The following is a 25,269-nucleotide window of genomic DNA, read 5'->3' as shown; positions in this document are numbered from 1 at the left end:
CTGAAGCGGATTTCCACGTTGCGCAACTACGCCAAGGCTAATCGCCGACTTCGGCTGCCGGAGAACTAAAACAAGATCTCCGCTTGACTGTTGAACTTGGGCTGCTCCAACAGCATTTGCCGATAAACCGATGCCGCGACATCCGCTCCGATAGCCGGGTTGTCATCGCTGTCGAAAACAAACTCTTCTTGCCGGGCATAAAGTGCGGACGCCATATCCGCGGCAATTCTAACGTAGTGCACGTGTTGCCGATAGGCGGCCCGGTAGCCGGCTTGCCGGTGATAACGAATAACCGCTACCAAAACCTCCGGCAATTCCCATTTTTTCGCGACCATGCCGCCGATTTCCGCGTAATCCATGCCGATTTCCTGCTGCAACAGCGAAGACAAATTCAATTCAGGTGTTTGTCTCGCCCGGAGCAGAATCGCATCCATCCGTAACGGTAACAAATCCACTATACATAACAAACCCAAGCAATGCAGCAAACCCCCGGTGTGCACCGCATCGCTAAACTCTTTATCGGCGAGGGGCGCGGCCAGTCTGTATGCCGCTTCGGCCGCCAATGTACTGGACAACCAAAACCGCTTGATATCAAACGGACGGCAAGCGGTAACGCTAAACGGTGCAATAACCGACAGGCCGATGCAAACCGCTTTCACCAACGTCAATCCCAGCCTTGCACAAGCTACGCTGGCGCTGGTAATAGGTTGTGCCGGCGCGTACCACGCCGAATTTGCCAGCGCCAACAAGCGTGCCGTCATCGCCGGGCTTTCTTCGATAACGGCCGCTAATCGATCGATAGACAAGTCGTCGTGTCGCATCAATGTCAACAAACGCTGAGTTTGAGCCGAAATACCGGGAATTCGTTTGGACTGGAGCACCAACTCGCGTATCCGGTCGGTCATGGATGCTCGATTGGGTTGTCCCAGGAGTCTGTCGGTTCGGCTGCATTGACCATAAAGTTTTGCCGGAACAACTTCAGCACTTGTTCAACCGCAACCGGCGGACTGAAAAAATACCCCTGTATCACGTCACAGCCCAAACCCATCATGACCATGGCTTGTTCCTGGGTTTCCACGCCTTCGGCTACGATTTGATAGTCCATGGCGTTGGCCAAGCCGATGATGGTACCCAGCAATACCGGAGTTTGCGGATTGTATAAAACGTCTTGCACAAAAATCCTATCGATCTTTAAGCAATCTACCGGCAATTCCTTCAGCGACGCTAACGACGAATAACCGGTGCCGAAATCGTCGATGGCAATTTTGACCCCCAGAGCTTTTAAGTCCCTAAACACGTCCATATCGATGTCGGCGTGCATTACGCTTTCGGTGACTTCCAATTGCAAGAGTTCCGCAGGCAAGCCGGTTTGTTTAAGGATGTCCCGCACGGTGACTAATAGTTTAGGATCGGCGAAATGCGAAGGCGAAATGTTCACCGCAATCCTGACCTGTTCCAAACCGTGCGCACGCCACTCCATCATTTGCCGACAGGCTTGCATTAACACCCATTCGCCGATTTTGTTGATCAAGCCCAGGCTTTCCGCCAAAGGAATAAACTCATAGGGGGACACAATGCCGCGTTCGGCATGTTGCCAGCGTATTAAGGCCTCCAAACCGACAATCCGGCCATTGGCCATACTGATCTGCGGTTGGTAGTGCAACACAAACAGCTCTTTTTCGACCGATTCCCGTAGCAGCTGCTCGTCTTTCAACCGTTTAATCGCATGTTCGGTCATTTCCGGCTTATACGTCGCATACCGTTGCTTGCCGGCTTTTTTGGCCGCATACATCGCGGCATCCGCGGCCTTCATGAGCTCGTGTTCGTCTCTACCGTCTCTGGGAAACAAGGCTATGCCGATACTTGCCCGCGGTCTGAAATGATTGCCGGAAATGTTTAGCGGCCGGTTGACTTCCTGCAAACAGCGTTCGGCCACTTCGTTAATCTGCCGTTCGCTGGCAACCGCATCCACCAGAATGCAAAACTCGTCGCCTCCCAGGCGTACGGCAAAATCGACGTCGCGAATCACGGATCGGATGCGTTCCGCGACCGCGATTAAGTACTGATCGCCGACGTTATGCCCGAAGCTGTCGTTGATGTATTTGAATTCGTCCAAGTCGATATACAAGAATCCGAAAGCCTCCTGCTTACGCCGCGCCAACTTGATGTATTGTTCTATCCTTTCGTGGTAGTAGGCCCTACTGGCCAAGCCGGTCAACTCGTCGTAATACGCCAAGTTATGTATCATCAACTCGGTGGCCTTCAGCTTGGTAACGTCTTGCACCGTACCGGTGACTATTTTCGTTTGCGTGACCAAAGCCGTTTCCTGACGCACGATAATCGGACTATCCGCTGTCACTGCCAAGGCGTATTCTATGGTTCCGCCGCCCTCTCCATCCAAGGTGGAATAAATCGCATGTTCCACTTTTGGCCTATCGTCGGGGGCAACCAATTCGAAATAAGCGCTTAAAGTGCCGGCAAAATCATTCGGGTCGATACGAAACAATTCGGCCAAATACGCCGAGATAATGAATTGATTGCTTTCAACGTTCCAAGTCCAATAGCCTAGCCGAGCTATTCTTTGTGCCGCAGCCAATTGCAGCTTGCTATCGCGCAATTCGGCCGTGGCCCGGCTGGAGCGTAACAGGAACTTGATGTGGTGAATCAATACCGTGTAATTCAGCGGTTTGATGATGAAATCCGAAGCTCCGACGTCGAACGCCCGGTTGATGGATTCCATGTCGCCTAAACCCGTGGACATAATCACCGGCACGTCGGTCAGGGCGGGGTATTCGCGCAGCATTTTGCAGGTTTCGAAGCCATCCAGACCTTCCATGACCGCGTCCAACATAATCAAATCCGGCATACTCAGCTTGAGTTTGTCCAACGCTTCGTAACCGCTACCGGCTTCCTCGACTTTGAATCCCACCCTGGACAGTTGCTCACGGGTGATGAGCCGGAAATTCGGATCGTCGTCCACCACCAATATGGTGATATTGGTCATTTCGAAATCCGGCAGTTCATAATCTACCGTCACATCGGCCGATACCGCCGAAAACTCCTGTTGCGAGGTTTGCAACTCGCGTAAAGCCTCTAAAGTGATTTGATAACGCCGTTCGAACAACTCCTCCAAACGCGCGACAGCCAGCTCGTCATTGGCTCTGCCCGCAGTTTCCAATTGCAAACAGACATCGGCTAATTCTTTGGCGCCTAAATTCGCCGAAGCGGACTTTAGCGTATGGGCCGGCTTGGTGACGTTAGACAATGGACCGTCGCGAAACGCACGTTTGATTTGTTCGTATAAATCCGGAGCGGTATCCAAATACAAGCCCACGGCTTTATCGAACAAGGTACTGCCGTCTGGATCGGAAATCGCTTGCAACTGCGCCACCGTGCCGACCTCGAGGATGGCGGAACTGACGGCAGCGGCAGGCGTAAGTTCCATGATTTTTTCCATTGATGCGCCGGCTTCCTTGGCAGCACCGGGCAACCAGGTTTCCAAGCTTTGCCGCAGCTGATCCATGGTAAACGGCTTGCTGAGATAATCGTCCATACCGGCTAAACGGCATTCGTCCTGTATGCCTTTTTGCACGTCGGCCGTCAAGGCGATCACCGGTGCGCGTTCGCGATGCGAATCCAACTCTAACGTACGAATTCGCCGGGTGGCGGAAAAACCGTCCAGCTCCGGCATATGACAATCCATCAAGATCAGGTCGAACTGGCTGACGGTTACCGCGCGCACCGCCTCGGCACCGTTATTGGCGATTTCGACTTCGCATCCCAAACGCTGCAAAAACCGTTTCGCGACCTCTTGGTTGACCGGGTTATCCTCGGCGACCAATACTTTAGCGCTGAACAGATTCGCGTGCTGCTGGCCCAAGCCATCGTTGTACGAAGTAGAGGTATCCGCTAAAGTCTGCAGCAAGCAATGCAGCAATCGGTCTTGAAACACCGGTTTGTTAAGAAAAAACCGAATGCCTAAGTGTTCGCGTTCTTTATCGCTGAGCGCTATATTGTCCGAACTCAGCATGATTAATTTCAAAGCGGCAATGCGCGCGTCGGCCTTAATCGCTTTGGCAAGGGACAAACCGTCCATGAACGGCAAATGCCAATCCAACAACGCCAGTTTGAAATGCGTTTCCGCCGCCGTATCGTGCAACAACTTCAGCGCTTTCGGCGCACTGCTGACGCAGGTGACTTTTGCCCCCCATTGAATCAGTTGCCGATACAGGATTTCCCGGTTGGTGGAATTGTCGTCCACCACCAGCACGTTAACGTCTAACAGCTCCTTGATCTGCGCTGTTTGAATCGTGCTTTTATTGCTTACCGGTAAAATCAGATTGAAATAAAAGCGCGAGCCGACCTTAGGCGTGCTGACTAATTTCAATTCGCCGCCCATCAATTCGACCAGCTGCCGGGAAATAGTCAACCCCAGCCCGGTACCGCCGTATCGGCGGGTGATGGTCCCGTCTTGCTGAGTAAAGCTCTCGAAAATATGCTCTTGATGTTCCGGCGGAATGCCGGGGCCGGTATCGATGACTTCGAACAACAAGGAAACTTTTTCGCTGTTTCTGTCGAGCAAGGACCCGCTCACTTTCAGCTGCACCTCGCCGACTTCGGTGAATTTGATCGCGTTACCCACCAAATTAATCAACACTTGCCGCAAACGTTCCGCGTCGCCGCCGACCACGAAGCCCCAATCGGCCGGCAGATTCAGGATCAGCTCGATACTCTTGCGCCTAGCCTGCTCGGATAGCATATCCAAGGTGTCTTCCAAGGTGCGGCGCAAATCGAACTCGGTTTCTATCAGCTGCAGTTTTCCGGCTTCTATTTTGGAAAAATCCAGAATATTGTTGATGATGCTCAACAAGGATTCGGCCGAGCGGAATGCGGTCTCCGCCAACTTGCGCTGCTGATCTTGCAGGCCGGATCCCAGCAGCAGCTCGGTCATACCCAGAACGCCGTTCATAGGCGTCCTGATTTCATGGCTCATCATGGCTAAAAATTCACTTTTGGCCTTGCTGGCCGCCAAGGCCTGTTCCTTCGCCTGCAAAGCCTCGGTAATCGCTTGCTCCAGCCGCCGATTTTTGATCGACAACTCCTCGGTGCGCGCTTTCACCTGTCTTTCCAAATCTGCTCTGTGACCGGCTAATTGTTCGTCGCGCTCTTGAATTTCCGCCAGCATTTCGTTGTAAACGCTGGCTAAATCGCCGAATTCGTCGGAACTTGTGCGCTCCACTCTGAATTGGAAATTCTTTTTCGCGCTTACCGCCCGCATCGCGTCCATCAGCGCCAACAAGGGTTCGGAAAAAATGCGTTGCAACCGTGACGATACGAATAAAATCGCCATCGCCGTCAAAATCACGATCGCCGCCGCAATCAGATAAAACGCCTGCAATATGGCGTGCAACTCGCTTTGGTCGTCGACCAACTCCAACACGCCGATCAACTCTTTGTACAGCAAGACCGGCTTGTAGTAATGAATGTAGCTGTCCCGGTAAGCCAACCTTTGACCGTAACGGATAAATTCGCCCGCCCCGGTTTGGTCGGAAATATAATGCCGGTACAGACTGGCGATTTTTTCCGAAAACAGCTCCAACCACGACATCTGCGCAAAATCCGGGGTACGCCGCAATACTTGCGCGACCGGATCGTCTTCAACCCAAATGGACGAGTCGGAACCGCTTTTCACGTATTCCGCGAACAAATGACCGTCTTTGTCGTACAGTCTGGCACCCAAAACGCTTTTGCGGGTTTGCATGCCCGCCAGCATTTCCCGCGCCGTATCGGCGTCGTTGAAGGCCAAGGCCGCGGAACTGTTCCAGGAAATGATGTCGCCTATCAGCACCAATTGCCGTTCGGTGTCTTGCTTCTTGGCCCAATACTCGTAAAGGATGAACGCCGAGGTCGCCATTAACAAGGCGACCAACGCGGTCAGCGTCATGATGGTGATCAGTTTGGTTCTGATCGGGGCATTCGACACCCAGGTCATTTATCGTTTTCCCGAATGACGGCCAGCTGCAACAGACGCGAGCTGATTTTTAGTCGGGAACGATTGACTTGATTCAAATCGATGTGTATCACTACCTTGCCGCCTTCATTATCCAATCCGATCATGCCGCCATTATCCAATATATCCAAGCCGTTGCCGACCGTTAGTACCGGCGAGTCCTTCAGTTCTTGAAAAACCTGCGCCATGACGTTGCGTTTTAAATCGTGAATGAACAGTACCTGACATGATGTTAAATTGGTTAATCGCGACATATTGTTGACCGATACCGCCCGGCCGTTGACGTCTACCCCTTGCAGCGGCATGAATGCTTCCTGTACTACATTATCGCCGATCACGCAGACGTTGAGAGGTTGGGACGATGCCTCCGGCCAAGTGGTGAACCGGGCGAAATTTAGGGTCAAGGCCGCCAGCACGCTTTGTTCATCCACCGCAAGGGCACAGGGCATGCCGAAAGTAAAACTAAAACCCAGCCACAAATAGAACGCAATCCGTGCCACCGGACTACGCCGACGCGTTATTCGGCCGTTGCTCCGCTTCAAAATTCCCATACCATTTTGGCGTACATGCCGCGGTCGACGAGTGTAGGCAGCGTCAAATTTTCCTGCACAAACTCCAAATGTTTGCTGGAGATTAAATTTTGCCCTACCAAAGACAGCTCCAATCCCGGTACTGGCCGCCATGCCGCCCGCAAATCCAGGGTGACATATGAATCGATTCTTTCACCGTTGGCATTATCGGCCGAGATAGTCATCGCGGAATCGACGTAACGCAACCAAACATCCAAATCGGTATCTTCTCGCGGCGACACCAAGCCGCGCATCGAAATTCGCTGTTGCGGACTGACCGGTATTAGTGGCGAACTGCCGGGATCCAAGTCGGTAGCCAAATAACTGTAGTTGGCATCCCAACGCCACCAGTCCAGCATTTGCCAAACCGCCGCTAACTCAAAACCATAGGTCTTGGGACTGAAGGCATTGCTCAGCACCAGCTGTTGTTCCAGATAACCGTTACGGGTTATCAGGTCGCCCAACATCACCGAGCGGAAGTTGTCGTAATCGTTGTAAAACGCGGTCATGTCCAATGACAGCGCATCTATCATCGTAGTCCTGTAACCGATTTCGTAGGCCAGTAAATGTTCCGCTTTAAACTCGGCATTGCCGATGGTGTACAGCGCTACCGGCGGCGAGGTTAAGCCGGGTGCGATGGTTTGCGGCGGAAAGGTACGAAAAAAAACCTTGCCGTTGTGTTCGCCGCGCGACGGCGTGCGCACCGCTCTGGAAACGGCCGCCCATAATCGGTGCTGGTGATGCGGCGCCCACAGTAAACGGGCGGAAGGTTGATATTCGAAGCCGCTATAGTCGTTGTGTTCGAGTTTGGAACCGAGGGTAAACCACAGCTTTTCCTCCACCAGCATCATTTCGTCTTGGAGAAAGGCACTGTACCACTGATCGTTGCGGCTTTCGGGAGTCGTTTGGAAATACTGAGTCGAGTCAATATCGTCCATGGTGTAGCGATACCCGACACCCCAGACAACATCGTGCCGGTCTGACCAGCCGAACCGGTGCTGAAAATCGAAATCCAGCTGGTCGCGCCATTCGGCTAAAAACCCATCTTCTCTATGGTAGGTATCGAAGTAAACTTGCGCGCTGTAATCGGAGGTAGGCGACAGCGTGTGCTGCCATTTCGCCACTATATTGCCGCCGTCCGCATGGGCGCGGTCGTTGAACGTCGTCGCGTAGGGTGCGGCCAATTGCGGCGTGGATAAGATTTCATCGATGTTGGTGTGATAAATATCGCCCTGCAGTTTGACTTCGTCCTGCATGCTCACATTCGAGTCAACCCGGAAACCGCCCTGAAACTTCTCCCAGCCGTCTGCCGAGGGCCGACCGTTAGCAAAATGGTTTTGATCGCGTTTAAAGCCTTTAAAATAGACCCGGCCGCTGGTGCGTTCGTCCAGCTTGGCGCCATATCGAAGCGCGCCGAAGCCTTGTTCTTCGCTGCCGATTCCGCCGCTGAGCAAACCGCCTTGCGTCCGGGTCGAATGCTTGGTGATAATGTTGATCACGCCGTTGACCGCGTTAGCCCCCCAAAGCGTACCGCCCGGACCACGGATGACTTCTATCCTATCGACGTCCTCCAGCATCACGTCTTGCATTTCCCAATAGACCCCGGAAAAGGTGCGGGTATAGGTGCTGCGGCCGTCGATCAAAACCAATAATTTATTGGCGAACCGCCCGTTGAATCCGCGCGAAGACACCGCCCATTTGCTGGAGTCGATTTTCGCGACGTCCATGCCGGGGGCTAGCCGCAACGCATCGGGAATATTGGTCGCCCCGGAGCGTTTGATGTCTTCCTGGGTAATGACGAATACCGCCGCCGCCGCGTCGTTCAAAGCCTGGGCTTTTTTGGCCACCGAGGTGATTTTGACGTTCAACAACTCTTCGACCGACAAATCCAGCAACTCGTCTGCGGGATAGGCATCGGCATAAACGCCTTGGGCAAACACGGCGAAAACCAATGGCAGCCAGCAACCAAGCCGTGTCATGAGCGAGTCTCGCCGCAAGGCGCCCGATGGCGGATACGCTTGATCCTGCACATCCTTAACCCTTGTCCGGTAACGGCGGGACAATCCATACTGCCGAACCCCGCGCAGGCATGCGTCAACGGCAATGGCTCCGGTTCCAAGCGCCGCATCATGCGTTCAAAACTCCCACATCGCCTTAAAATAAACACCGCGGTCTATAGCAGTCGGCAACGTCAAATTTTCCTGTACGAATTCCAAGTGCTTGTCCTCCAGTAGATTCTGACCGACACAAGCCAATTCCAGCTGTTTGACCGGCCGCCAAGCCAAACGTAAATCCAAGGTAACGTAAGCCGGTATGTTGATCAAACCGACGCCGCCGTCGGTATTGATGGCGCTGCTGCGATCCACGTAGCGCAGCCAAACATCGAAATCCACATCGGGAAGCGGTGAAAGGGCGCCGCGCAACGACACGCGCTGCGCCGGCGATTGATTAATTTCCACGTTGCCGGCACCGTCCAGCCGGGTATTCAAATAACTGTAACTGGCGTCCCAACGCCACCAGTCCAGCATTTGCCAAACTGCCGCCAATTCGTAGCCGTAGGTTTTAGGATGATTGAAATTGGTATAGGAAAGCTGCTGCTCCAGATAATCTCCGCGGTTGAGCAATTTGCCCAAGCGTGTGGAGCGAAAGCGGTCGTAATCGTTGTAAAACAGCGTCATATCCAGCGACAAAGAATCGATCATCGTGGTTCTGTAACCGAATTCATAGGCGACCAATTCTTCGCTGACGAATTTCGGGTTGCCTTGCAAGGTCACAACTACAGGCGGGGTTTCCAAACCCGGAGAAATCACGATTCCGGGTAGCGCCGTCACAAACAGCGCCGAATTTTGCTCGGCCCGCGACGGCGTTCTAACGGCTCTGGACATAGCAACCCAAAGCCGGTGCTGGTGGTGCGGCGCCCACATCAAACGCAAGGAAGGCTGGTATTCGAAGCCGCTATAGTCGTTATGTTCCAGCTTTGAGCCTACGGTTAGCCACAGCCGGTTTTCCACCAGCATCATCTCGTCTTGCAGGAATAAATTGAATAACTGCGCATTGCGGCTACCGGGACTGGTTTGCAGATAAAGGGTATCGCCGAAATCGTCCATCTCGTAGCGATACCCTGCGCCCCAAACGAGGTCGTGCCAGTCCAGCCAAGCCGTCCTATGTTGAAATTCCATATCCAGGGTATCGCGCCATTCTTCGACAAAACCCTCTTTGCGGTGGTAACTATCGTAATAGGCCTGCAGACTATATTCGGAATTGGGCGACAAGGTGCGTTGCCATTTCGCCAGCACATTGCCGCCGTCCGCCCGCACGGCATCGTTGAACCGGCTGACAAAAGGCGCCGTCGGCGACGGCATGGACAACCGTTCGTTGATGTCGCTTTGATAAATGTCGCCTTGAACTTTGAGCTCGTCTTGGGCAGTCAAACGCGAGTCGAGTCTGAATCCGCCCTGCAGCTTCCCCCAGCCGTCGCCGGCGCCTTGGCCGTTGCGACGGGTGTTTTCATCGCGTTTAAAGCCTTTGAAGTAAACCCGGGCGTAATTGTCTTCACCCAATGTCGTCCCGTACCGTAATGCGCCGAATCCTTGTTCCTCGGTTCCCGCCCCGGCTGCCAGCACACCGCCTTGGGTGTTGGCCGCATGTTTGGTGATAATATTGATCACGCCGTTTACCGCATTGGCGCCCCATAAGCTGCCGCCCGGGCCGCGGATAATTTCGATCCGTTCCACGTCTTCCAGCATCACGTCCTGCATCTCCCAATACACCCCGGAAAAGGCCCGGGTATAAGTATTACGGCCGTCCACCAACACCAATAGCTTGTTGGCGAAGCGGCCGTTGAAACCGCGGGCACTGACGGCCCATTTGTTAGCGTCGATTTTGGATACGTCCATCCCGGGAGCCAAGCGTAAGGCATCCGGGATACTGGTGGCGCCCGAGCGCGTGATGTCTTCGTTATTGATTACGAAAATCGCCGCGGCAGCGTCATTTAGCGACTGGGATTTTTTGGCGGCCGAGGTAACCTGCACCTGCAACAAATCTTCCACGCTCATGTCCAACAGCGCCGGATCCGCTTCGTTAGCCGGCCATGCCGGTAAGGCATAAGCCAAGCATAAAGCTAATAGCAAAGGCTGCCGATTGATTTTTTTCACTCGAAACTCTGAATGTGGGCGAATTAAGCCTGCTCTACAAAACTATCGATCAAAACCAAGTGTATAGACAATATAGTTTAGGATGCGACTCATCACACCGCCCTAGATTAACAACCCGCCAAAGCAGAGTATTTCGACCTGGGTAATTCTATTTTGTCAGGTTACAGAATGCATAAACCGCGAAGCGAAGATTCTCCGCAGGCGGGGTTTTCACTCCCCCTCAGACCGCCCCGAGCATCGCAGCATTTGGCGAGAAGCGCAGGATTAAGGCGGTATGCGGGGCGGCTTTTTCTTTGGTTTCTTTCTTTGGGCTGAGCAAAAGAAAGAAACTCGGCTGTCGGGCCGAGACCCGGCTTTAGAATAGGCATCGCGTAGCGTTTCCTTGTTATTTTCCGAACCCTTTGAAGTGCACCGGCTTAGGTAAAGAAAAACGGCCGGTCAAATCTAACAAAGTAAAAGTAACGCGTAACATAAGCCGAACAAGGCTAGCCTATGCGCTTGCGATTTCAAATCACAACCATGAACGCAAGTTAATTTGTGTGAAGCGCTGGGCAAATACCCAAACTGAAGAAAGCCGCTTGCACAGCGGCTTAAACCGTGCGGACGCTAAACCGCCTGATTTGAAGAGGAAGGGCTCATTACTTTAGACGAAGGGGCGGCGGTTTAAGCGGCAAAACCACAAACCGCCGACGATCGCTCAATTTTGCGCGCGCATCCCGCTAAACGCCGGCACCACTAACAAACTGCACAAAATCGTAAAACTGATTCCCAAGGACAACAACAGCCCCATGCTGGCCGTACCGTTGTGCGAATTGAAAGCCAGGCTGGAAAAACTGCACAAAGTGGTCAATGCGCTGTAAAACACCCCGCGAGCGGAACTGGATTCCAGCAATGCGTGTTGGTCGCTATCGGCGTGTTGCAGGCGATAGACGATATGAATGCCGCTGTCCACCCCCATCCCGAGCAGTAGCGGCAACACGATGATGTTGGCGAAATTAAACGGATTTTGTAACAACACGTTACAAGCCCCGGTCAAAATGGCCGCCAAAAGCAGCGGCAAGACGATCAACAAGGTCGACTTGAAGCTTCTGGTTAAGGCTAACAACAACAACACTATCATGCCCAAAGCGGCCGAAAAGGCCTGGATAAAGGCCTCGACTACCGCTTGCCCGGAGGTAACGTCGCCTATCGGCAAGCCGAACGAATTAGGAAAAGTTTGCATAATGTCGGAGACAAAGGCTTTTAGATGTTCGGCGTCGTTCAAATCTTGCTCGGGCAACACCAATACCCGGTAACGCCCGTCCGTACCCAGCCACTGCGCGCGCACCGGGTCGGGAATATCGTCTATGCCGACCGCTTGCGCGCTCAAACCGTCGCGCAACATCGACATAGTCTGCGGCAACAAATGCAACACGCTGTGTTGCAACGCGGCGTATAGCTGTGCCGGGTTTGCAGAGGCATCCGCCGCGCCGACAAATCCCTGTATGCCCTCCCGCAAACTCAGCCACAGCGGCGCGCTCGGCGCGCCGCCCGCTTGCTCGCCTAGCTTAGTCAAAATCCCGGCCAATTTTAACAAAGCCGCGCGCACGTCCGAGGGCTCGGGAGCCGCGGCGAAGCGTTGCAATTGACCGGGCATTATCAGATTGAGATTGTCGATGACATCGAGCTTCTCGTCCTGCTGCTCGGGCAGCAGATTGCTCAGGGTCAAGGCCTCGTGCACGCTCGGTAATTTACGGAACTTAGCCGCCAAGGCGTCCGCCTCGGGTAAGCTATCCGCCAATGCCGAGGTAGCAAACGGCGAATCCGTTTGGCTGCGCAACAATTTTTTGAATGCCGTTACCGATTGGGTGTTCGGATCGCGCAAATTGATGGGATTGGAATCGAAGCTCAAGCGCGTCAATGTCAAGCCGCCCGCCACTGCAACAAGCAAGGCCGCAATTTGAATCGGCCGTCTATAGCGGAACGGAAAACGGTAAATCCAGTCGGGCAAAGGTTTAACCGCCCTATGCTGCCTGTTCTTGCCGGGCAGCAACTTCAACATAGCCGGCAGCATGCTAAGCGAAACCGCCAAGCCGATGAAAATACCGGCACCCGAGATGATCCCCAATTCCGATACGCCTTTAAAATCGGTCGGCACGAAAGCCAGAAAACCGATGGCGGTGGTCGCCGCGCATAGAAACAGCGAAGCTCCCACGCTATGCATGCTATCGGCGATGGCGCCGTCTACCTCCATCCCCTGCTGGCGGCATTCCTGATAACGCAAACACAGATGGGTGGCGAAATCCACGCCCAGGCCGATGTACAGCACGGCAAAGGCAATCGATATTAAATTTAAATGCCCGACCGCCAACGCCGCAAATCCGGCCGTCAGCGCTAACCCGGCCAGCAAGGCGACAAACGTCACCAGTAACAATCTAAACGAGCGAAATCCGACATATAAGGTTAGGCAAACCAGAAACAAGGACACGATGCTGGACCACAGCATTCCCTGGTTGACGGTTTCCATTTCCTCGTGCTCCAAGGCAATTTCGCCGGTGACGCTCAGCGTCGCGCCCGGAAAGCGTTGCGCCAGTTGCACGGCTAATTCGCGCAGATTAGCCATAGGCAAAGCGGCGGGCAGCAGTTGAGCGTAGTCCAGCCGTGGTTTGACGATCACCAAACGGCGGTTTTGCTCGCCACCGAAACTATCTTCCGTCAACAGCTGTTGCCAAGACACAAAGTGGGCCTGCCCCGCTTTAACCTGGGTCAAGGCTTGCCCTATTGCCGTTAGCAGAGGATCCAGCGGCATGACTAAATCCTGCTCCTTGCCTTCCAAAGCCAAACCGATGATGTCCATTAAACCCGCAAACGAATAATGTGCGGATAAATAACCGATGAAGGGCTGAGCGTTGACTAATTTGTCCGCTAAAGCTTCCAGATCCGGCAAGCTCAAGTACAACAAGCCTTGCTGCCTAAAATAAGCGTTATCCGTCGGGATATAAGCCGATTGAAACAACTCGCGGTTGGCCGACACGCTACGCTGGACAAACCCGGCAGCCAAGGCGGCCTGTTCCGGCTGTTCCGGCTGTTCCGCCTCCACCACCAAAATGATGGCCGCGGCATCCTGCGGAAAAGCCCGATCCAGTTCGGCTCTGATTTTAACGAACGGCAAGTCTTTGGACAGAAGATCGTTGGTATTGGTATTGATGCCTAGATGACCGGCGGTGTAATAGCCGCTAGCCACGCTCAAACCGATGAAAAACAGCAGAGTCAACCACGGAAAACGTAGCGGCAATCGGCAAAAAGACACAAATAAACGGTCGAAAAATGACGAGGAGGCAGGCATAGTATCGGATTTTACAGGCATGAGGGAAAGTTCGGGCGCCAACGCACAACCGAAAAATGCAACCGGTCATTATAAGCAAAAGCCGATCAATTCGTAGCCAATAATCATGGCTGCCCATACCCGCGGCTGTCTATTCGCTTAGCGAAGCGAGGGGGTTTTAGCTTATCCCGAAACCTATGCGCCTCTGATTCTGCGGCTTTACCAATTGCTCCGCGCTTAAACTGAGTTATAGTTTTCGGGCATCAAAACCAATATTAACGACCGGGAATGAATGTGTTAAAGATTAGCCGCTCGCGATGGGAAAAAGGCGAAAACCGCAAAGAATACGCGCCGACCTGTCTGATCGCCGCGTCCCTGTCGCTGGTTTTATTTTTTAATCCGGCATCCGCGCTGGATAACGATTATGCGGCGCGGATGCGCGCTTTGCTACAAAGCCAATTGCTCGGCGCCTTGCAAACCGATTTGGTGATACAAGCCATCCGCGCCCAAAATCTGGCCAATCAGGCCATAAGTCCACAACAAATCCAAACCTTGGATCAAACATGGCGGCGGGAAATCGAAAGCAGGCAGCAGCCTTGGATAAACCGGACTTTAACGACGCCGCTTTCGCGGTATCTGCGGCAACTGTGCGACGGCAGCCACGGGTTGTACACCGAAATTTTCGTGACCGACGCGCACGGTTTGAACGTCGGGCAAAGCAATCCGACTTCGGATTATTGGCAGGGAGACGAAGCCAAATGGCAACAAACCTTTCTGCTGGGCCAAAGCGCCGTTCATATCGGCGAAGTCGATCAGGATGAATCCACCCAAGTCTTTCAAGCGCAATTGAGCTTTACTTTGACCGATCCTGATACTCAAGCCCCGATAGGCGCAGCCACCGTCGGCGTCAACCTAGACCTTTTAATGGAATGAGCTATGTCTTTAGTCAGCGGATTTAAACAGTTATCCATCGGCAAGACGGTTACCGTAGGCGTAATCGCGCTGATTTCCCTGGGCTACGGTTTATTAATCGCCACGTCGGGCTCCGGTTTGCGGGAAGCCTTGATTCAACGCAGCAATGCCGACAACGTACAGCTAACGCGGTTATTGGTATCGACCATGCGCGGCGGCGTCCGTTGGAACAGGCCGGACGCTATCGCCCGTGCTTATGCCGACTTGGCCGAACACCCGGATTCCCATCTGATCCAACTATTGGTTGTCGACGCACGATTTCAGCCATTGAGCGCATGGCACAAAGCCGGCGGCAACCCGGCCGGCGACCTGTTAAGCACGCTAACCGAACGGCACGACATTCTGAGCCGGCAAGCTTATACCACCGTCAGCCAGCCGGATAGTTTCACGGTTTTCCAGGCGATCAGCGCCGGCAAACCGCCAGAAACCATAGGCTTTTTGGCCGCCAAATTCGACACTAGCGATCTGAACCGGTACGTGGACCAACTCAATCGGAGACAACTGGCTTACTCCGGCTTAATTTTGCTCATTTCGATTGCCATTTTGCTGTTGCTGATCCGTCATCTAGTCAGCCGGCCTTTAGGGGTTGCGGTAAAAGCGATGGAAGACATCGCCAGCGGCGACAGCAATTTAACTCGCCGTTTGGACGAAGAGGGCCACCTGGAGATTGCCCTGCTCAATCGCGGCTTCAACGCCTTCATCAACAAGTTGAACGACGTCATTAACTTGGTCACCAACTCTTCGATTGCCCTATCCGACGAATCTATCCGCATGTCGGACGTTACTTTGCAAAGCAAAGAACAAGTGATTCACCAGCGGCGGGAAATCGCCTTGATTGCCGAAGCGGTCGACAAAATGGCCAATGCCTCCGCCGCCGTTTCCAACGACGCCAATGCAGCCGCACAAGCCGCCGCCGATGCCCGCCAGCGCTCCGACCAAGTCACTCGACTAATGAGCGACGCGGTTTGTGCATTTAAAGATTTGGCGAATAATGTCCATTCCATGGGCGGCATCATTTCCGCCGTCGAAGCCGACAGCCGCGACATCGGCAGCGTGGTATCCATCATCAATAAAATATCCGAACAAACCAATTTACTGGCGTTAAACGCGGCTATCGAAGCGGCACGCGCCGGCGAACAAGGCCGCGGCTTTGCCGTGGTCGCCGACGAGGTGCGCTCCTTATCCAACCGTATTCAGGCGGAGACACGAAACATCCATCATCAAATTCGCCAATTGCAGGGCCGCGTCCAGCAAATGACCGCCGCCATGGCCGTCAGCGTGGAAAAGAGCGAGTCCAGCCTAGGTCAGGCGGCGGACGCCGACGTCGCCTTAAAAGCCGTCAAAAATTCCATAGACGACATCAGCAAACTCAATCAACACATTGCCGACGAGACCGAAGGTCAAAACACCCAAGTCGCGGCAATCCGGGCGCGGGTGAATACCATTGCCGACATTGCCGAGCAAACCACCCAAGTCGTTACCCAGGCCTCCAATTACGGCACCGAATTTTCGGTCATGGCTAAACAACTACAGGATTTGGTGCGGCAGTTCGTGCAAGCCCAAGCGGGCGCCAATATACAAAAAGAAATAGACGAATCGTCGTTGTTTTAACCCGCGGTTGTTCCCCCGATTCCGTCAGATTGATACGATAAGGCATGCTCGACGTTACCGGTATATTATTGGCCGCCGGCTCCGCAACCCGTTTCGGCGCGGATAAATTGTTACACCCGCTAACCGGCGATGAAACCGTCGCCAGCCAAGCCTGCCGCCGTTTACTGCACGCTACCGGTAGCGTAATCGCCGTGGTACGCCAGGAAGACAAGCCGTTGGCCGAGCGCTTGCTGTCGCTGGGCGCGACTGTCGCGTTCTGCGCACAAGCCGAACGAGGCCTAAGCGCCAGTTTAGCCTGCGGAGTTGCCGCCGCCCCCGCCTCGAATGCCGTGCTGATCGCTTTAGCGGATATGCCGTGGATACAACCGGCCAGCATCGCGGCAATCGCCCGGGCCATGTATGCCGGCGCCTGGATCGCCGCTCCCGCTTACCGCGGTCGCCGCGGCCACCCGGTCGGATTCTCGCCGTTATTGCGCGCCGAGCTGTTAGGTCTCACAGGCGACCAAGGGGCAAAACCGGTGTTGCAAAATCATGACGGGCGGGTAACACTGATCGACTGCGACGATCCCGGTGTTTTGCTGGATATCGATACGCCCGCCGATTTGCTGCAAACTCCGCTTAACGATCATGAAGGCCTGGCAAATGAAAGGGAGTTTGGTAGGAGCGGCGCATAGTCGCGATGATGGCCTCGCGAATCGCGGCTATGTGTCGCCCCCACCATGACTTTCATAGTAACCATGACCGATCACACCGATCTATTGAACCTGCAATTGCAACTGCAACAAAACCGCACACCCTATGCGCTGGCTACGGTAGTGGAAATCGTCGGCTCGTCGTCCGCGAAACCGGCCGCAAAAGCCCTATTCGCTGCCGACGGTAAACTGCTGGCCGGCTGGATAGGCGGGGGCTGCGCACAGAGCATGATTGCCGAAACTACGCTGGATTGTCTGGCAAGCGGCGAACCCAAAGTCGTAGACGTCGATTTGACCGACGAAATATTCGGGGCCGGCATGCCGTGCGGCGGCCATATGCGGGTTTACGTCGAAGCCGTGCTACCCAAGCCGCAGCTCTGGCTGATGGGTCACGGCCGCATTGTGGAAAGCCTCTGCGAGTTTGCCGCCGTCCTGAATTTCGACGTGATTGTCGATGATCCGCAAGCGCGGCCGGAACGCTTTCCGAAAGCCGTCCGCATTATCGCCGACGATCCGCGCTACCAATTGCTGCGCCCGGAACCCGGCGACTTTGTTTTGATCGCCACTCACCATAAAGGCGATTACGCTTCGCTAAGCCAGGCGCTCAATTCCGCCGCCGTATACATAGGCTTGGTCTCCAGCCGCAAACGCGCGCGCTTGATCGCGCACCGCTTGGCCCAAGCCGGTATCGGCCGCGAACAAATAGCGAAGATACGCGCCCCGGCCGGCTTGGATCTGGGCGCGAAACATCCCGAAGAAATCGCACTCTCCATCGCCAGCGAAATGCTTATGCTGAAGCGCGGCGGGCACGGACAACCCTTGAGCGATTGCGCTTGCGCCGGCGCCGACTTTACGGACTGATGCGCACCGTTTAGACTGAACGCCGATAACCCATCGACAGGGACGGTCGCCAATTAGCACACCCAGGTAGCTGCCATGATTACTTTGACCGTTAACGGCGTCGATCGCCAACTCGATTTGCCCGGCGACACCCCGCTACTGTGGGTCTTGCGCGACGCGTTGGGATTAACCGGCACCAAGTTCGCTTGCGGTGTATCGGTATGCGGCGCTTGCACCGTTCATATCGACGGTTTGGCCGCCCGCGCCTGCGTAACGCCGTTATCGGAAGTAGCCGGAAAAACCGTCGTCACAATAGAAGCCCTGCACGAAGACGAGATAGGCCGCAAACTGCAGCAATCATGGTTGGACGGCAACGTTCCGCAGTGCGGGTATTGCCAACCGGGTCAGTTAATGTCCGCCAGTGCATTGTTAAGGCAAAATCCCAATCCTAGCGACGCCGACATCGACAAAGCCATGAGCGGCAACTTATGCCGTTGCGGTACCTATACCCGCATACGCACAGCTATCAAACAAGCCGCAAAATCGTAGGAGACCAGCCGATGATCGCCAAGGACACAGCACCTTTTTCCGCCGCCGACGCCGAGTTCGACATCGTCAACGTCAGCCGACGGGATTTCTTGAAAAACCTGGCGCTCTCGGGTTTCGTGCTCGCGGCCGGTTTCCCGGATGCTTTATTGGCCGACGCTGCCGAAACCGATAGCGAACTGAAAAAATACGGTGCCGATGCGATGCCGCACGGCTGGGTCGATAACCCCTTGGTGTTCGTCGCCATTGCCGAAGATGGCAGCGTTACCATTATTTGCCATCGTTCCGAGATGGGCCAAGGCGTGCGCACCAGCTTACCCCTGGTCGTCGCTGACGAAATGGAAGCCAATTGGCTGCAGGTTACCGTCAAACAAGCACCCGGCGACGAAGCTAAATTCGGCAACCAAGATACCGACGGCTCGCGCAGCACCCGGCATTTTTTCATGCCGATGCGCCGAGTCGGCGCCGCCGCCAGACACATGCTGGAAACCGCCGCCGCCGCTCAATGGCAGGTTCCGGTTAACGAAGTGAAAGCCGAATTACACCGGGTAGTACATCCGGCTAGCGGCAAATCCCTGAGCTACGGCGATTTGGCCATTGCAGCCGCCAAGTTACCGGTCCCTGAACGAACAAGTTTACGCTTGAAAAACCCGGCGGAGTTTCGCTACATCGGCAAAGGCAACCTGAACATTTACGACGGCCGCGACATGGTGTCCGGTAATAGTCAATACGGCATGGATACCCGTCTGGACGGCATGTTGTACGCGGTAGTCGCCCGGCCTAAAGTTCTGGGCGCCCAGGCGAAGCGCTTCGACGCCGCAAAAGCCCTGCAAGTCCCCGGCGTTTTGCAAGTCGTCGAACTACCTAGCAGCCCGCTGCCGGCAGATTTTCACCCCTTGGGCGGCGTGGCCGTGGTCGCCACCAATACCTGGGCCGCCATTCAAGGCCGCAAAGCCTTGAGCGTGGAATGGACGGACAGCCCTCACGCACATTACGACTCGGCGGACTACCGCAAGCAACTGGAAGCCGCGGCCCGCCAATCCGGTAAAGTCGTGCGCGAACAAGGACAAGTCGATCAGGCCCTGCAAGCGGCCAGCCAACGGGTGAGCGCCGAATATTACGCGCCGCATCTGGCGCAAGCGCCCATGGAGCCGCCGGCCGCCACAGCCCGCATTGTCAACGGCCATTGCGAAGTTTGGGCGTGCACCCAAGCACCGCAGCTGTCCAGAGAACGCGTAGCCAAGTGGTTAAAGTTGCCGGAAGAACGAGTCACGGTCCACGTCACGCTATTGGGTGGAGCCTTCGGGCGTAAGTCGATGCCGGATTACGTGATAGAAGCGGCTTTGCTGTCCAAAGCGATGCGCGGCAAACCGGTTAAAGTCACTTGGACCCGCGAAGACGATCTGCAACACGCCTATTTTCACACCGTGTCGTTGGAACGCTTGGAAGCGGGACTCGACACCGACGGTAAGGTGCAAGCCTGGCTGCACCGTAGCGCCGCTCCCAGTATTTCCGCCACTTTCGGCCCGGACAGCAAACATCAGATGCCTGCCGAACTGGGCATGGGCATCATCAACCTGCCGTATGCGATTCCTAACATCCGCATCGAAAATCCGGAAGCCGAATCGCACACCCGCATCGGCTGGTTCCGCTCGGTATCCAACATCCCGCGCGCCTACGCCGTTCAGTCGTTCGTCGCCGAATTAGCGCAAACCGCAGGCCGCGACCACAAAGAGTTTTTACTGGATTTGCTCGGTCCGGCCCGTCGCATCGATCCGCGCGAGTTAAACGACAGCTGGAATCAAGGCGAGTCGCCGCTAAGCTACCCGGTGGATACCGGCCGCTTGCGCCGTGTCATAGAAACCGTTTGCGGCCAAGCCGGCTGGGGGCGCAATTTGCCGAAAGGCCAAGGCCTAGGTCTGGCCGCCCATTACAGTTTCGTCACCTATGTCGCGGCTATCGTTCAAGTCGTCGTCGCGGAAGACGGCAAGATTCAGGTGCCACGAGTGGATATTGCCGTCGATTGCGGCCCGCAAGTCAATCCGGAAAGAATCCGTTCGCAGTTCGAAGGCGCTTGCATCATGGGCCTGACCCTAGCGATGCATGGTGAAATCAGCTTTAAAAACGGCGCCGTCGTGCAAGACAACTTCCATAATTATCCATTGCTGCGTATGGACGAAGCACCAGGCGAGATTCGGATACATTTGTTGCCATCAGACGCCTACGACACACCCTTGGGCGGTATCGGCGAACCCGGATTGCCGCCGATTGCCCCCGCACTGTGCAATGCGATCTTCGCGGCAACCGGCAAACGCATCCGCCAATTACCGATACGCGATCAACTAATGCCCGACTGAGGCAGCGTTATAGCCGCCCGGATACACTCGGCTGTAGAGGAGCCGGATTCCGGCGTGTTAAAAAATGATGGCCGATTCGATTTTATCCTTACCAAGCCCGCCTGCCGGTGCTAAGCTTTGACCGTTCCAGCCTGCATTCGACTAGGTTCGACCGTTAGCGATAGCTAATTTATTCTTGGCATTCGATAAAACGTGAGCGGCTTTTCCAATGGCATCCGCCGCCGCATGGCGAGTTTGTGCGGTCCGCGCATTCCAAATCCGCGTTAAAGTCGACCGAAAAAGCACGGCAAACGGACATATCCAGTTTCCGATCTCAAAAGGCCGCTATGAACACCACCAGTCTCCCGGGAACGGCAATTCAGCCCGCTACCAATATATTGCTGGTAGACGACGAACCCAACGTATTAAAAGCGCTGTGCCGAGTGTTGCGCAATCCGCACTATCATTTGCAAACCGCCGACAACGGCGTCAGCGCTTTAGCGCTAATGGAGCAACACAACTTCGATTTAGTCATTTCCGACATGCGCATGCCGCAAATGGACGGCGCCGAATTTCTGCGCCATGCGGCGAAACGTTGGCCGGATACCATGCGCATGCTGCTGACCGGATACGCGGACATAGAATCGACGATAGCCGCCGTCAACGACGGCCAGATATTTTGCTACTGCTGCAAACCCTGGGACGATGACGACCTGCGTACCCGGGTACATTTCGCGCTGGAACAAAAGCGGGCGAGGGAGGAACGCGCCCGTTTGTTCGACATTATCAACAGCAAAAACAAGGAACTGGAAGAACTCAACGCCAGCTTGGAAGAAAAAGTCGAAAAACGCACCGCGCAAGTGAAAAAATCGCTGAGCATGGTCGATCAAGCCCATAACGAACTGAAAAAACAATACACCGAATCGATCAAGGTTTTCGCCAAAATCATTGAAATGCGCCCCGGCATTAAAAGCGGTCACGCCAAATACATCGCCGAAAATGCCCGCCGGGTGGCGACTTGCTTGCAATTGGAAGCCGATGAAATCAAAAGTATCGTGTTCGCGGCGCTGTTACTGCAATTAGGCAAAATAAGCCTGACCGATAGCTTGTTGAACACGCCCATCAATCAGATGAACCGACAACAGCACAAAGCGTTTTTGAATCATGCCATCGAGGGTCACGACTTGCTCGCCGGTATAGATCCGCTGAAAACGGCGGCCGATTTCATCCGCTTGCAATACGAACACTACGACGGCAAAGGCTTTCCTCTCGGTCTGGTGGGTAAAGAGATTCCGGTCGGTGCCCGCATCTTGGCGGTAGTCAGAGACTATTTGAATTATTTGGACGGCGCTATCAGCGGGGAAAGAATGACCGCCCCGCAAGCCAAGGACATGCTGACTAGCCGCAGCGGCAGTTTTTACGATCCGCTGGTGGTCGAAACCTTTTTACAAGTGCTGCAAGAAACTGAAAGTATGGAGGCACGCCCCATCATCGAAGTGGCCTGGAATCAACTGCGCCCCGGCATGGAGGCGGCGGAGATTCTGGTCAACGACACCGTGTTTTTGAAAGACCACATCGTCACCGAAAATCACGTTCTGGCGATCATGAATCTAAAACACAGCGGCTGTAAGCTAGTATTGAGGATACGCACCGGTAGCGAATCGGTTTATTGACATTCGCCCCCGTGTTGCCTCCTTCGCTTCGGCAAATTTCGGGCGGCGATGTGTCTGGCATCATGAGGCCGTCACTAAACCGCTGCCCGACAGCCTTGCCGAAATTCGAAGCACCGAGAATGTAACCGAAACCTACGCATATCCAATCCCTTTTGCGATATTCGAAAGCGATCTAACAGCTTCGATAAGCGCACGGCCGACCGGGCTTGAACTAAACTAACCGGCATCGCCTTGCTCTCTCAGGATGTCGACCGCCATGACCGAACTCTTCCCCAACGGCAGTTCTTATCCGCTAGGTTCGACACTCAGGCCGGGCGGTGCCAATTTCAGCATTTACGCCAAAAACGCCGCAGCGGTACAGCTGCTGTTGTTCGACGACATCGCCGACGAGCAACCCGCCCGCATCGTAGACTTCGATCCCTGCCGACAAGCGACTTTTCATTACTGGCATGCCTTCGTGCCGGACATCAAAGCCGGCCAACTCTACGGTTATCGGGTCAGCGGACCGGCCACATCCGAGCGCGCCAAGGATAAATTGCTATTGGACCCTTATGCGCGCGGCATCGCAGTCGGCCCGAATTATCAAAGAAAAACGGCTTGCCAGCCCGGATGCAATTGGGGGCAAGCCATGAAAAGCGTAGTCGTCGATTACCGCGGCTACAATTGGGGCGACGACGCACCGCTGCGCAAACCCTTCCGGGGAACGGTGATCTACGAAATGCATGTGCGCGGCTTTACCCAACATCAAAGCTCCGGCCTGCCGGCCGACAAGCGCGGCACTTATGCCGGCGTCATCGAAAAAATCCCCTATTTGCAAGAACTCGGAGTTACCGCAGTGGAACTGTTGCCGGTGTTTCAATTCGACCCGCAAGACGCACCGCCCGGTCTGGTCAACTATTGGGGCTATACGCCGGTTTCGTTTTTCGCCCCGCACAGCGCCTACAGTTCCGACCCGTCGCCGCTCGGCGCCATCGCCGAATTTCGCGACATGGTCAAAGCCCTGCACAAAGCCGGCATAGAAGTAATATTAGACGTGGTGTTCAACCATACCGCCGAAGGCGATCACCGAGGGCCGGTTTTAAGCTATAAAGGCTTGGCCAATGACGTCTACTACATCCTCGATCCGCACACCGGCAGCTATAGCAATTATTCCGGCACCGGCAACACCTTGAAAGCCAATCATTCCGTAGTCAGACGCTTAATATTGGACAGCTTGCGTTATTGGGTCACCGAAATGCACGTGGACGGCTTTCGTTTCGACTTGGCATCCATCCTGTCTCGCGACGAAGAAGGCCGGCCATTTCCCAACCCGCCGATTTTATGGGACATAGAAACCGATCCCGTGCTCTCCGGCAGCAAGCTGATAGCGGAAGCCTGGGACGCCGCCGGCCTTTACCAAGTCGGCCATTTCATCGGCGACTTCTGGAAAGAATGGAACGGCCAGTTCCGCGACGATATCCGTTCGTTTTTGCGGGCGGACAGCGGCAGCGTCGCCAAATTACCCAACCGCATCTTCGCCAGCCCCGACATTTTCCTATACGAGCAAAAAGATCCGGAAACCAGCATCAATTTCGTGACCTGCCACGACGGCTTTACCCTGGCGGATTTGGTGTCCTACAACGACAAACACAACGCCGCCAATCTGGAAAAAAACCGCGACGGCTGCGACAACAACTACAGCTGGAATTGCGGCGCCGAAGGACCCAGCGACGACCCGCACATCAACGCCCTGCGCAAGCGGCAAATCAAAAACTTTCTGGCGTTGAACTTGTTGTCCGCCGGCACGCCGATGCTGACCATGGGAGACGAAGCGTGCCGAACCCAGGCAGGCAACAACAACGCCTATTGTCACGACAGCGAATTGAGCTGGTTCGATTGGTCGTTATTGGAACAACACGCCGATATTCACCGTTTCGTAAAAAGCCTGATTGCGTTGCGTAAAAGCATGTATTCGCAGAGCACGAGTTCCACGACGTTGAACCAATTCTTTCAACGCATCCACATCGAATACCATGGGGTTAAGTTAAACCAAGCGGATTGGTCGGCCAATTCGCACAGCTTGGCGATCTTGGTCGCCGAACTGCAGCAAACCCAAGTGTTTTATTTTATTTTCAATAGTTTTTGGGAATCACTGGAATTCGAATTGCCGGACAGTTTCAATAACCGAGCGCTGAACTGGCGACGCGTGCTGGATACCGCGCTAGCCTCGCCCATGGACTGCGTTGCGCTAGACAGCGCCACCGACCTCCTCGCCAACCGCTATACAGCCGAATCCCGCTCTATCGCTATGTTAATCAGCGTCTAGCAAAAATCCGGCGTATGCGCTTTACCCCAAACGCAAGCATGCTGATTTCCTGTCGGCAATGACTGGGTGAGGCATTTGCAGTGACGGGTTATCGACCAGCCGATACCAATGCTCTGATAATGTTTCATCAGCAGCCAACAAACCTTTAAGATCGGATGACAAACGGTGTACTGGATTAATTACGAGTTTTGACCACACTTTTGCGAGGACCGACGCCGCCAATGTAGTGAAACCCGGAGCGCAATCTCCCCCCTGAC

The 25,269-nt window shown here is 54.6% G+C and carries 14 protein-coding genes; 8 read left to right on the top strand and 6 right to left on the bottom strand.

The window, feature by feature from the left end; genetic code table 11:
- Positions 1–65: 65 nt before the first annotated feature.
- The 6 genes from AB0A83_RS09855 to AB0A83_RS09830 all read right to left on the bottom strand — a co-directional run bounded on the left by AB0A83_RS09855 (position 66) and on the right by AB0A83_RS09830 (position 14,079).
- Positions 66–905 carry an HDOD domain-containing protein gene (locus AB0A83_RS09855; RefSeq protein ID WP_150048122.1) on the bottom strand — a complete coding sequence of 280 codons (840 nt, stop codon included), beginning with the start codon at positions 903–905 and terminating at the stop codon, positions 66–68.
- A complete protein-coding gene (locus AB0A83_RS09850; RefSeq protein ID WP_367156126.1) occupies positions 902–5,992 on the bottom strand; it encodes an EAL domain-containing protein in 5,091 nt (1,696 codons plus the stop codon). Before AB0A83_RS09850 ends, AB0A83_RS09855 begins: the two co-directional genes overlap by 4 nt.
- The gene (locus AB0A83_RS09845; RefSeq protein ID WP_190303298.1) at positions 5,989–6,510 is read right to left on the bottom strand and encodes a YfiR family protein; all 522 of its coding nucleotides are present in this window, start codon (positions 6,508–6,510) and stop codon (positions 5,989–5,991) included. Before AB0A83_RS09845 ends, AB0A83_RS09850 begins: the two co-directional genes overlap by 4 nt.
- A 38-nt stretch (positions 6,511–6,548) precedes the next feature.
- Positions 6,549–8,558, bottom strand: coding sequence for a TonB-dependent receptor plug domain-containing protein (locus tag AB0A83_RS09840; protein ID WP_367156125.1), 2,010 nt, complete (start codon positions 8,556–8,558; stop codon positions 6,549–6,551).
- A gap of 156 nt (positions 8,559–8,714) precedes the next feature.
- Positions 8,715–10,733, bottom strand: a complete 2,019-nt coding sequence (locus AB0A83_RS09835; RefSeq protein ID WP_232056841.1) for a TonB-dependent siderophore receptor — start codon at positions 10,731–10,733, stop codon at positions 8,715–8,717.
- A gap of 697 nt (positions 10,734–11,430) precedes the next feature.
- On the bottom strand, positions 11,431–14,079 hold the full coding sequence (locus AB0A83_RS09830) for an MMPL family transporter (protein ID WP_367156124.1): 2,649 nt from the start codon (positions 14,077–14,079) through the stop codon (positions 11,431–11,433).
- A 252-nt stretch (positions 14,080–14,331) separates the two neighbouring features.
- Between AB0A83_RS09830 and AB0A83_RS09825 the strand changes: the two genes are divergently transcribed.
- The 8 genes from AB0A83_RS09825 to glgX all read left to right on the top strand — a co-directional run bounded on the left by AB0A83_RS09825 (position 14,332) and on the right by glgX (position 25,012).
- Complete coding sequence (locus tag AB0A83_RS09825; protein WP_150048115.1) at positions 14,332–14,970, top strand: hypothetical protein; 639 nt, start codon at positions 14,332–14,334, stop codon at positions 14,968–14,970.
- Positions 14,971–14,973: 3 nt separating this feature from the next.
- Entirely contained in the window at positions 14,974–16,620 is a 1,647-nt protein-coding gene (locus AB0A83_RS09820) for a methyl-accepting chemotaxis protein (RefSeq protein WP_150048114.1), read from the top strand.
- A 44-nt stretch (positions 16,621–16,664) separates the two neighbouring features.
- Complete coding sequence (locus tag AB0A83_RS09815) at positions 16,665–17,294, top strand: NTP transferase domain-containing protein (protein ID WP_367156123.1); 630 nt, start codon at positions 16,665–16,667, stop codon at positions 17,292–17,294.
- A gap of 45 nt (positions 17,295–17,339) precedes the next feature.
- Positions 17,340–18,173 carry an XdhC family protein gene (locus AB0A83_RS09810; RefSeq protein ID WP_232056839.1) on the top strand — a complete coding sequence of 278 codons (834 nt, stop codon included), beginning with the start codon at positions 17,340–17,342 and terminating at the stop codon, positions 18,171–18,173.
- A gap of 75 nt (positions 18,174–18,248) precedes the next feature.
- Entirely contained in the window at positions 18,249–18,701 is a 453-nt protein-coding gene (locus AB0A83_RS09805; protein WP_150048112.1) for a (2Fe-2S)-binding protein, read from the top strand.
- 11 nt (positions 18,702–18,712) lie between these two features.
- Positions 18,713–21,055, top strand: coding sequence for a molybdopterin cofactor-binding domain-containing protein (locus AB0A83_RS09800; RefSeq protein ID WP_367156122.1), 2,343 nt, complete (start codon positions 18,713–18,715; stop codon positions 21,053–21,055).
- Positions 21,056–21,381: 326 nt separating this feature from the next.
- Entirely contained in the window at positions 21,382–22,707 is a 1,326-nt protein-coding gene (locus AB0A83_RS09795; protein ID WP_150048110.1) for an HD domain-containing phosphohydrolase, read from the top strand.
- Positions 22,708–22,963: 256 nt separating this feature from the next.
- Complete coding sequence (gene glgX, locus AB0A83_RS09790; protein ID WP_367156121.1) at positions 22,964–25,012, top strand: glycogen debranching protein GlgX; 2,049 nt, start codon at positions 22,964–22,966, stop codon at positions 25,010–25,012.
- Positions 25,013–25,269: the final 257 nt, after the last annotated feature.

The sequence above is a fragment of the Methylomonas sp. HYX-M1 genome, from assembly GCF_040741385.1.
Classification (GTDB): Bacteria; Pseudomonadota; Gammaproteobacteria; order Methylococcales; family Methylomonadaceae; genus Methylomonas; species Methylomonas rhizoryzae.
Note: the sequence above shows the minus strand (reverse complement) of the source record. Positions and strands in the feature narration are given on the sequence as shown.

Excerpts from the sequence above, each read along its gene's own strand:
- AB0A83_RS09855 (WP_150048122.1), bottom strand. The coding sequence starts at position 905 with ATGACCGACCGGATACGCGAGTTGGTGCTCCAGTCCAAACGAATTCCC.
- AB0A83_RS09850 (WP_367156126.1), bottom strand. The coding sequence starts at position 5,992 with ATGACCTGGGTGTCGAATGCCCCGATCAGAACCAAACTGATCACCATC.
- AB0A83_RS09840 (WP_367156125.1), bottom strand. The coding sequence starts at position 8,558 with ATGACACGGCTTGGTTGCTGGCTGCCATTGGTTTTCGCCGTGTTTGCC.
- AB0A83_RS09830 (WP_367156124.1), bottom strand. The coding sequence starts at position 14,079 with ATGCCTGTAAAATCCGATACTATGCCTGCCTCCTCGTCATTTTTCGAC.
- AB0A83_RS09820 (WP_150048114.1), top strand. The coding sequence starts at position 14,974 with ATGTCTTTAGTCAGCGGATTTAAACAGTTATCCATCGGCAAGACGGTT.
- AB0A83_RS09815 (WP_367156123.1), top strand. The coding sequence starts at position 16,665 with ATGCTCGACGTTACCGGTATATTATTGGCCGCCGGCTCCGCAACCCGT.
- AB0A83_RS09810 (WP_232056839.1), top strand. The coding sequence starts at position 17,340 with ATGACTTTCATAGTAACCATGACCGATCACACCGATCTATTGAACCTG.
- AB0A83_RS09805 (WP_150048112.1), top strand. The coding sequence starts at position 18,249 with ATGATTACTTTGACCGTTAACGGCGTCGATCGCCAACTCGATTTGCCC.
- AB0A83_RS09800 (WP_367156122.1), top strand. The coding sequence starts at position 18,713 with ATGATCGCCAAGGACACAGCACCTTTTTCCGCCGCCGACGCCGAGTTC.
- AB0A83_RS09795 (WP_150048110.1), top strand. The coding sequence starts at position 21,382 with ATGAACACCACCAGTCTCCCGGGAACGGCAATTCAGCCCGCTACCAAT.
- glgX (WP_367156121.1), top strand. The coding sequence starts at position 22,964 with ATGACCGAACTCTTCCCCAACGGCAGTTCTTATCCGCTAGGTTCGACA.